We start from the raw sequence: 5,642 nt of genomic DNA on the forward strand, positions 1-5,642 counted from the left end.
CCAGGACAAGATCCAGAACGTCGAGACCGACAAGCTCGGCCAGTACCTCACGTTCCTGGACGTCATGACCTACGACATGCACGGCGCCTGGGACGCGACCGGGCCCACCAACCACCAGGCCCCGATCTACTCCGGCCCCAACGACCCGATGACACCGGTCAAGCCGGGCAACGGCAAGTACTCGATCGACAACGCGATCAAGGCCTGGACGGTCGGTGACCCGCAGTACGGGATCCCCGGCGGCTTCCCCGCCAACAAGATCAACATGGGTGTCCCGTTCTACTACCGCGGCTGGACCGGCGTGCCCGCAGGCGCCAACCACGGCCTCTTCCAGAGCGCGACCGGGCCGGCCACCGGCTCCTCGATGTCCGGCAACGTCAACGGCATCCGGATGTACAAGGAACTGAACGGCTTCGTCGACAATCCGGCCGACACCTACTGGGACGACGCCGCCAAGACGTCGTACTTCTACGACGGCACCACCTTCTGGAGCGGTGAGAACGCCAAGTCGATCCAGGCCAAGATGGACTACGCGCACTGCAACGGCCTGGGCGGCTCCTTCGCCTTCTCGCTCTACGACCTGGGCGCCCAGACCTCGCTGTTCGACTCGATGGTGAACGCGACCAACGGCTCCGCCGCCAACTGCCCGGCCCCGCCGACCTCTTCGCCGTCCTCGTCGACCAGCAGCTCGCCGTCCTCCTCGCCGAGCAGCTCTCCCACCGGCTCGCCGACGAGCTCCCCGAGTGGCTCCCCGACCTCCTCGCCGTCCTCCTGCGCGGGTGCCCCGAGCTGGAACGCCACGGCGGTCTACGCCGGCCCGACCAAGGTCTCCTGGAAGGGCCACTACTACACCAACAAGTGGTGGACCCAGGGTGAGGACCCGACGCTCAGCGGGCAGTGGGGCGTCTGGACCGACAACGGTCCCTGCTAGCGGGTGATCTGACGTCACATCAGTCACTGCCGCCCCGGGTACCGACGCACCCGGGGCGGCGGCCTGCCGTGGTCAGACGATCCGGCCGTCGGAGAGCTCCACCACGCGGTCCGCGAGTTCCATCAGCGTCGGGTCGTGGGTGGCCACCAGCGCGGTGACACCCTCGCTGCGGACCACGGCGCGCAGCAGTTCCATCACGGACCGTCCGGTCTCGGAGTCCAGCTGGCCGGTCGGCTCGTCGGCGATGATCAGCGCCGGTTCGTTGGCCAGGGCGCGGGCGATGGCGACGCGCTGCTGCTGGCCGCCGGAGAGCTCGCCCGGACGCTGTTCGGCGTGGTCCGCCAGTCCGACCAGGGCCAGCAGGGTACGTGCCCGCTCCTCGCGCTCGCGGACCGGGACGCGCCGCAGGCGCATCGGCACGCCCACGTTCTCGACGGCGGTGAGGATCGGGATCAGCCCGAACGACTGGAAGACGAAACCGATCCGGTCCCGCCGCAGAGCCAGCCGGCCCTCCTCGTCCAGCTGCGTCAGGTCGGTGCCGTCGAGACCTATCTCGCCGCTGGTGGGGCTGTCCAGGCCGCCGACCAGGTTGAGCAGGGTGGTCTTGCCCGATCCCGATCTGCCCTTGAGCGCGATGAGTTCGCCCCGCCGGACGTCGAAGGAGACGCCGCGCAGTGCGTACACCTCCCCGGCGCCGGAGTCGAAGCGCCTGGTCACGTTCCGGACCGTCACCATCGGTGCAGCTGCGGCGTTCTGCTGGATCGTCATGCTCAAGTGTGCGCGATAGTCACATGATTCGCGCAAGACCCTTCCGTTACGGGATTTTTTCTGACCATAATCTTCGCTATTCGGTGACATCGGGTCCGATAGGGGAACGCGCGGAATGGTCGGCTTCCTGGTGCGCCGACTCCGTGGGCGGCTGCCGCTGGCGGCTGCCGCGATGCTCACCGTGCTGCTCACCGCCGCAGTGCTCGCCGCGCTGTCGGCGTTCAACCGGAGCGTCGGCGAGGCCGGACTGCGGCACGCGCTCCAGGGCCCCGCCTTCGCCCGCACGGTCGTGCTGGTCCGCGGACACGGCGACCTCGGCGCGCGGGCCAAGGAGGACGCCGCCGTCGCGGGGCTGGCCCGGGGGCTGTTCGCCCCGCTGCCCGACACCGTCCGGAGTGTGGCCGACAGCCGCTCCTTCGCCCTGCCCGGCACGACCGCGGACGGCCCCAAGGGCGCCAACCCCGACCTCACCCACCTCGCCTCGCTCGACCGCTCGCAGACCCGCCTGCTCGCCGGACGGTGGCCGCAGGCCGCCGCCGGGCCCGCCGCACCGATCGAGGCGGCCGTCCCCCGGCCGGCGCTCGACCGGCTGGGACTCACCTCGGCCGGCCTGCCGGCGGTCGTCGACCTCACGGACCGGTACGACGGCAGCACGCGGGCCGTCAGGATCACCGGTGTGTACCAGCCGGTCGACCGGGACGACCCCTACTGGCGGCTCGACGAACTGGGCGGTGGCGGCGTCCAGGTCCAGTCCTTCACCACCTACGGCCCGCTGCTGGTCGACGACACCGTCTTCACAGCGGCCGGCCTCGCCCAGGACGGCCGCAAGTACCTGGTCGCCGCCGACTTCGACGCTCTGCGGGCCTCCGATGCCGCGGCTCTGCGGGACCGCGCCGGGCGACTGGCCCTCGACGGCCTGCAGATCGAGACCGAACTTCCCTCAGTGCTCGGCGAGTTGGAGTCGGACCGGCTGGTGGCCCGGTCCGCGCTGCTGATCGGGATGCTGCAACTGGGGGTGCTCGCCGCCGCCGCACTGCTGCTGGTGGTCAATCTGCTGACGGACCGCCAGGCCGCCGAGAACCGACTGCTGGCCGCCCGAGGCGCTTCGCGGCTGCGGATCGGCACGCTCACCGCCGCGGAGGCGGCCCTGCTCGCGCTGCCGGCCGTACTGCTGGCCCCGCCGCTCACCCCGCTGCTGGTCCGGCTGCTGACGGTCTGGGGGCCGCTGGCGAAGACCCGGCTGAACACCGGTCTGCCCTGGACCAGTTGGGCCGTGGCGGCCGGCTGCGCGCTCGGCTGCGTCCTGCTGGCGGCCGTGCCCGGGCTGCTCCGCTCGGCGGGCACGGCAGCGCTGCGGCGCGCCGGACGGCGCCAGGCGCTGGTCGCCGGAGCGGCCCGCTCCGGCGGGGACCTTGCGCTGCTGGGCCTGGCCGCCGTGGCCTGCCAGCAGCTCGCCCACTACGCCGGGGGCGGCCTGAGTGCGGACCAGGCCGGCCGGCTCGGCATCGATCCGCTGCTCGTCGTGGCCCCCACCATCGCGCTGACGGCCGGCACCGTCCTGGTGATCCGGGTGCTGCCGCTGGTGGCCAGGCTGGGGGAGCGGCTGGCCGGGCGGCGGCGGGACCTGGAATACGCGCTGGTCGGCTGGCAGTTCGCCCGGCGGCCCGGACACAGCACGGGACCGGTCCTGCTGATGGTGCTCGCCGTCTCGATGGGCATGCTCGCGCTGGGCCAGCGAGCCACCTGGTCCGGCTCCCAGGGCGACCGGGCGGACTTCACCACCGCCGCGGGCCTGCGGATCTCCGACCCCGGCAGCGCGCCGCCGGGCCAGGGCGACAGGTACGCCGCGCTGCCCGGCGGCGACCGCCTGATCCCGGTCGTCCGCAAGCGCCTCGCGCTGCCCGGCCAGAACGACGCCGACCTCCTGGCGCTGGATGCCCCGACAGCGGCACAGCACCTGCGGATCCGCCCCGACCTGCTGGGCGGCCGCACCGTCGGCGACCTGTTCAAGGAGCTGGCCCCGCCGGTGCCCGACGGCCCGCAGCCGGGGATCCCGCTGCCGGGCCACCCGCGCCGGATCGACCTGGACCTGAGCATCCGGGTGACCGGCCTGGCCGGCGGCGGGGCCGGCGGTCCGCACGGCCCGACGCTGAGCCTTCGGCTGCACGACCGGTTCGGCGCCCCGTACGAGGTCCCGGTCCCCGCGCTGCCGATCGGGGACCGGACCGTCTCCGTCGACCTCGGCCCCGGCCCGAGCGCTCCGCTGGGAGCGGCGGCGGCTCCGCTCACCATCGCCGGGATCGGGATCACACCCGATCCGGTCCAGGGACTGCCTGCCGTCGGCGAACTGACGATCCACCGGATCGCCGCCGCCGACAGCGCCGACGGTCCGGCCACGGCGGCGACCGTGCCGACCGCCCTCGGGTGGTCCGTCAAGCTCCCTGCTCTCTCGAACAAGAGGACCTCGCCGTCCGGGCCCACCGCCGCCGTGGCGGGGCAGAACCCGCTGGTGTTCCGCTACATGACCGGGTCGGAGGCTCAGGGGAGGACGTTCCTGACCGCGGTCGACGGACGCACCCGGTCGGTGTCGGAGCTCAGGGGGATCGCCACCCGCAGCTATCTGACGGCGATCGGCGCCTCGGTCGGCGACCGGATCCTGGTCCCGCTGGACGGCGCCCCGATCGCTGTGCGGCTCGTGGCCGCCGTCACCGCACTGCCGACGGCCGACGGCCCCGCCCTCGCGGTCGACCTGACGACGATGGAGCGTGTGCTGGCCGATCATCAGAGCACCCTCCCGACCCCGGACGAGTGGTGGTTGCCCGGCACCGGGCCGAGCGATCCGACGCCCGCGAAGGCCGCGGCGGAACTCCGGGCCGGCGCCGGCAACCCGACCCTGCAGCTGCGGGACGAGGTCGCGGCCGCGCTGCGCGGTGACCCGGTCGGAGCGGCTCCGCAGAACGCCCTGGCGGCGCTGGCCACGGCAGCCGCCGTGCTGGCCGCGATCGGGTTCGCCGCCTCCGCCACGGGCGCCGCGGCCGAGCGGGCGGGCGAGTTCGCGGTCCTGCTCGCGCTGGGTGCCTCCCGGCGCCGGTTGACCCGGGCGGTGGTGGCCGAGCAGGGCGTCCTGGTGCTGTTCGGACTGGGGGTCGGTGTCGGTCTCGGCGCGGTGCTGGCGCACCTGGTGCTCCCGCTGGTCGTGCTGAGCCCGGCGGCCCGCCGTCCGGTGCCCGAGGTGCTGGTGCACCTGCCGCTGGGTCAGGTCGCGCTGCTGGCCCTGGCGATCGCGGCCGGCCTGCTGGTGCCGGTGCTCCTCGGCGGACGCCGCAACCGGGATCTGACCGCACGCCTGCGGTACGTGGAGGAGACATGAGCGAGCCGCTGGGCGGCCCGGCCGGGGCGCCCTGGGTACGGACCAGGCTGCGTACGGCGCCGACGGCCGCCCTGCTGACGGCCGCCCTGGTGTTCGTCACGGCCTTCCTGGCCGCCGCCCTGCCCCGCGCGCTGGACCGGGGCGCGGACCAGGGGCTGCGCGAGCTGATCCGCAGCCACGGCCCGACGGCCGGCTCGGTGCTGGTGACGGTCCCCCCGGACCTCGTGCCGACGGCCGGGATGACCCCGGACCTCGTGCCGACGGCCGGGATGACCCCGGACCTCGTGCCGAAGGCCGGGGCTACCCTGGACGACCCCGAGGTGCGCGGCGGTGACCTGGACCGCAAGGCCAAGGCGATCGCCGCCAGTGTTCCGGCCCCGTTGCGGCTGACGGCCGACGGCCCGGTGTACGGCTCGGCCGCGCGGTCCCCGCGTGACCTGCTGGACGGCGGGCTGCCCAGCCCCGGCGGGCTGCCGCCCAAGCTCGCGCTGACCTACCTGAACGACGCGGCCTCCCACGCCCGTCTGGTGGCCGGCCGGTGGCCCTCGGCCGCCGTGACGTACCCGCGCTACG

General features: G+C 73.9%; 4 protein-coding genes. 3 read left to right on the forward strand and 1 reads right to left on the reverse strand.

Going from position 1 to position 5,642, the window contains the following annotated elements:
• On the forward strand, positions 1–931 hold a 931-nt coding region (locus tag UK12_RS31665; RefSeq protein ID WP_045306659.1), incomplete at its 5' end, for a glycosyl hydrolase family 18 protein.
• 72 nt (positions 932–1,003) lie between these two features.
• Here the strand turns inward: UK12_RS31665 and UK12_RS31670 are convergent.
• Entirely contained in the window at positions 1,004–1,699 is a 696-nt protein-coding gene (locus tag UK12_RS31670) for an ABC transporter ATP-binding protein (protein WP_045306660.1), read from the reverse strand.
• A gap of 115 nt (positions 1,700–1,814) precedes the next feature.
• On the opposite strand from UK12_RS31670, the gene UK12_RS31675 reads away from it, so the two are divergent.
• Both UK12_RS31675 and UK12_RS31680 read left to right on the forward strand, forming a co-directional pair.
• Positions 1,815–5,069, forward strand: coding sequence for an FtsX-like permease family protein (locus tag UK12_RS31675; protein WP_045306661.1), 3,255 nt, complete (start codon positions 1,815–1,817; stop codon positions 5,067–5,069).
• Positions 5,066–5,642: hypothetical protein (locus tag UK12_RS31680; protein ID WP_045306662.1), on the forward strand; the 577-nt coding region annotated here is incomplete at its 3' end. The genes UK12_RS31675 and UK12_RS31680, both read left to right, overlap by 4 nt.

This window comes from Saccharothrix sp. ST-888, assembly GCF_000955975.1.
GTDB lineage: Bacteria > Actinomycetota > Actinomycetes > Streptomycetales > Streptomycetaceae > Kitasatospora.

What these genes read in the sequence shown, in the direction of transcription:
- UK12_RS31670 (WP_045306660.1), bottom strand. Translation starts at nt 1,699, where the DNA reads ATGACGATCCAGCAGAACGCCGCAGCTGCACCGATGGTGACGGTCCGG.
- UK12_RS31675 (WP_045306661.1), top strand. Translation starts at nt 1,815, where the DNA reads ATGGTCGGCTTCCTGGTGCGCCGACTCCGTGGGCGGCTGCCGCTGGCG.